This window comes from Pseudomonas sp. 05T35 (assembly GCF_056396605.1).
The window spans coordinates 1-3,602 of the sequence record NZ_JBFTLU010000453.1 but is presented as its reverse complement, the minus strand read 5'-3'; the positions used below and the strand labels follow the sequence as shown (position 1 = coordinate 3,602).

The window sequence follows — 3,602 nt, the reverse complement described above, 5'->3', positions numbered from 1 at the left end:
GAAACCACCGACAACGTTCTTTCCATGCTGGAAGATCCTGGGCGTGAAGGCCCCTGGGATCGTCGCGGCATGGTTGTCGGCCACGTGCAGTCCGGCAAGACCGGGAACTATACGGGGCTTATCTGCAAGGCGGCGGATGCTGGATATAAAATCATAATCGTGCTGGCAGGGCTTCACAACAACCTGCGTTCCCAGACTCAGATGCGACTGGATGAGGGGTTTCTTGGCTATGAAACCAGCCCCATAGAGGGAGAGGGAAATGTAGCCATCGGAGTTGGAAAAATTGACCCCTCTCCTGCGTTGCGTCCCCAATATGTTACCAACAGGACCGAGACTGGAGACTTCAACACCAAGTTTGTGAAAAATCTTGGTGTCTCGCCGGAACAGAAACCTTGGCTGTTCGTCGTCAAGAAGAACAAGACGGTTCTGCAGCGTCTGTTGAAGTGGATTCACAAGCATGTTGCAGAAACGACGGATCCGGAAACCGGTCGCCCACTGGTAACCCATCTCCCTCTGCTGATCGTTGATGACGAAGCGGATCATGCATCGGTGGATACCGGTGAGAAGGTTGTAGACGAAAACGGCCAGCCTGATCTCGAACATGAACCCACGGCAATTAACAGCCTGATTCGCCAGATACTGCACTCCTTCTCGAGAAAGGCCTATATCGGTTATACGGCCACTCCGTTTGCAAACATCTATATCCACGAGCAGGGAGAGACAGTAAAGGAAGGGCCCGATCTGTTCCCGGCAGCATTCATCACCAATCTGTCCGCGCCATCCAGCTACATCGGCCCGTCAAGGGTGTTCGGACTGGCAGGAGAGAATGGACGCATCGGCGCTCTCGATCTGGTTCGTCCGGTCACGGATCACTGCTCCACTGACGGAAAGGGCGGCTGGATGCCTGTCGGCCACAAAAGCAGTTATGTGCCTTCCGACGTCATGCCTCCTTCGCTGGTCGAGGCAATACAGGCATTCGTACTGGCATGCACCATTCGTCAACTGCGGGGGCAGGGAGCCGAACACAGCTCGATGCTAGTACACGTCACGCGATTCAACTTGGTTCAGCAGCATGTACACGGGCAGGTACGCAGTTACATCATGCAGTTGAAGCAGCGGCTTAGAAGGCGCATCGACCATGAGGGCGTTCTGGCTGAACTCTGCAGTCTGTGGGATAGAGACATCCGGACGACAAGCCACGAAATTGAAAAGCAGATGGGAGAGGGCTCTCGGTGCAAAGCTGACGATTGGCTCGAGATAGAGCGAGCGTTACCTGATCTGCTGGAGCAGATCGATGTGCGCATGATTAATGGTACTGCAAAGGATGCGCTGGACTATGTAGACAGCGCCACGGGGCTTAAGGTTATTGCAATTGGAGGAGACAAGCTGGCCCGAGGTCTTACGCTTGAAGGCCTGTGTGTCAGCTATTTTCTTCGGGCTTCTAAGATGTACGACACGTTAATGCAGATGGGACGCTGGTTCGGCTATCGACCGGGTTACTTGGACTTGTGTCGCCTCTACACCACGACGGATCTGGTTGAATGGTTCGAGCACATTGCCGACGCAGCGGAAGAGTTGAGAGCCGAATTCGACTTCATGAAAGATAGCGGGCTGACACCACGTCAGTATGGTCTCAAGGTCGTCTCTCACCCGGTGTTGATGGTGACCTCGCCCCTGAAAATGAGGACCGCCAAAACACTGTATCTGTCTTTCAGCGGGGACATTGTCGAGACGGTCAGCTTCTTCAAGGAACCCACCCAGCTCGAACAGAATATCGCGGCTTTCAACTTTCTTGTAAGCACCATGGGCACGGGATCATCGATTCCTCCGCAGAGCCGAAACGGCCGGAGCGATAGCTGGAACGGGGTTACCTGGGATGGTATTCAGGCACAGCCCGTCGTCGACTTTCTGAGGGCGTACCAGACGCACCCGGACTCCCGAAAAGTGAGAAGTGACCTGCTTGCGAACTTCATTGAGGAGATGAGCCGGTCGGGCGAGCTTACCTCTTGGACAGTTGCCGTGATCGGGGGTGGGGTTGCCGGCACCGAAGATGTTGCAGGCTTTCCGGTAAAGCGAATGAAGCGAATAAACAAGTCTCAGGAGGTTGACCACAAGTATTCGATAGGTCGTCTGCTTTCTCCTCAGGATGAAGCTCTGGACCTTGATGAGTCGTCGTGGAATGCCGCGCTTGAGTGGACTCGGACGGACTGGAAGCCTGACCCCGGCCGTGCCAGAGGCAAGGAATTGCCCGAGATGCCAAGCGGACCTTACATCAGACGTGTTCGTGGTCAAGGACGTGGACAAGTAGCACCGCATCCCGAAAGAGGGCTTCTGCTTATTTACCTTCTTGACCCAGAGGACTCTAAAGTCTCGGGAGTTGATGTGCCTGTCGTTGCATTTGCAATCAGCTTTCCTTCCAGCAATGCGGGCAAATCTGTGCCCTATGTCGTCACTAACCTCATGTGGGAGCAGCAACAGTAATGGCGGCAGTGAGTAGTTCTGAGTTGCTTGGTATCTGGCGAGCCCTCCCCGGCAATGCGTCGKCACCGGGATGGCGGTCGATTGATCTGTTTCAGAGAGCAACAATCAGGATCAAGGCAGCCAGACATGCGCCAGGCAATGAGGAGGCTGTTCTGGTCGGTTTTGCGAACTGCAGAATGGCGCCGACCTCACAGTTGCCTCAGGGGCAGGGATTTCGCATTGAAAGGGTCGGGCTGGGTGAGGCCGCTGGTGATTACCAGTGGCTTGCAATCGTCCGTCAACCGGAAGGCAGCCTGGAGCTGTTTGCAGCCGTTGTCTCCGATGTATGCGGACTGCTGGAATCCGCCAATGGCTGTACCGAAGAACTTGTGTATCAGCGACTGCTTGGAAGAGTGCGCGGGTGGCAGGAATTTATGCGAAAAGGACGGGAAGGGCTGGAGCCCGAAGCCGAACTGGGGCTTGTGGGTGAGCTCTGTCTGCTGCGGCAGCTGCTTGATGAAGGCGTGCTGCTTTTCTCGGCTGTACAAGGGTGGAAAGGGCCGCTCGACGGGCTTCATGACTTTCAAATTGGTACGGGGGCGATAGAGGTCAAGTCCACAATGGCAACGGAAGGCTTTCCGGTGAGGATCGCCTCCCTGGATCAACTCGATGAATCCCAGTGTCCGCCACTCTTCCTTGCAGCACTTCGCTTCGGATCGACGGACTCGGGAATGTCACTTCCCGAGTCCGTGGCGGATTTGCGCTGTCTGCTGGAGCCTGATCCCGCAGCGACCAGACTTTTCGAACAGGCACTTCATCAGGCTGGGTATCTGGACATGCAGGCAGAGAACTACAGTCGTCGCTTTTCGCTCAGCGAGATAAGGGTGCATCTCGTTGATGCGGAGTTTCCTAGGCTGACTCCTTTCGGCATCTCGACAGCCATTCGTCGAGCGCAGTACGAGCTCGATTTAGCATTAATACTCGCCGATAACCATCCCTTGGCGGATGTGCTTGAGCAACTTGGAGTCGTTTGATGGAACTTGTGGATTTTCTGCGGGACACGCAGGCATCGATTCGAGAAGAAATTTTGAAGGATGTTGCACCGGGGGAAGCTCCTGTGCCTGCAGAGGCCGTATTTACTG

General features: G+C 55.1%; 2 protein-coding genes. Both read left to right on the top strand.

Annotated elements, in window-relative coordinates; genetic code table 11:
- Window positions 1-2,481 (top strand): Z1 domain-containing protein (locus AC1DH9_RS25105; RefSeq protein WP_477808981.1); only part of this gene is annotated, 2,481 nt, incomplete at its 5' end.
- Window positions 2,481-3,494, top strand: a complete 1,014-nt coding sequence (locus tag AC1DH9_RS25100) for a PD-(D/E)XK motif protein (protein WP_477808980.1) — start codon at window positions 2,481-2,483, stop codon at window positions 3,492-3,494. The genes AC1DH9_RS25105 and AC1DH9_RS25100, both read left to right, overlap by 1 nt.
- The last annotated feature ends 108 nt before the right edge of the window (window positions 3,495-3,602 follow it).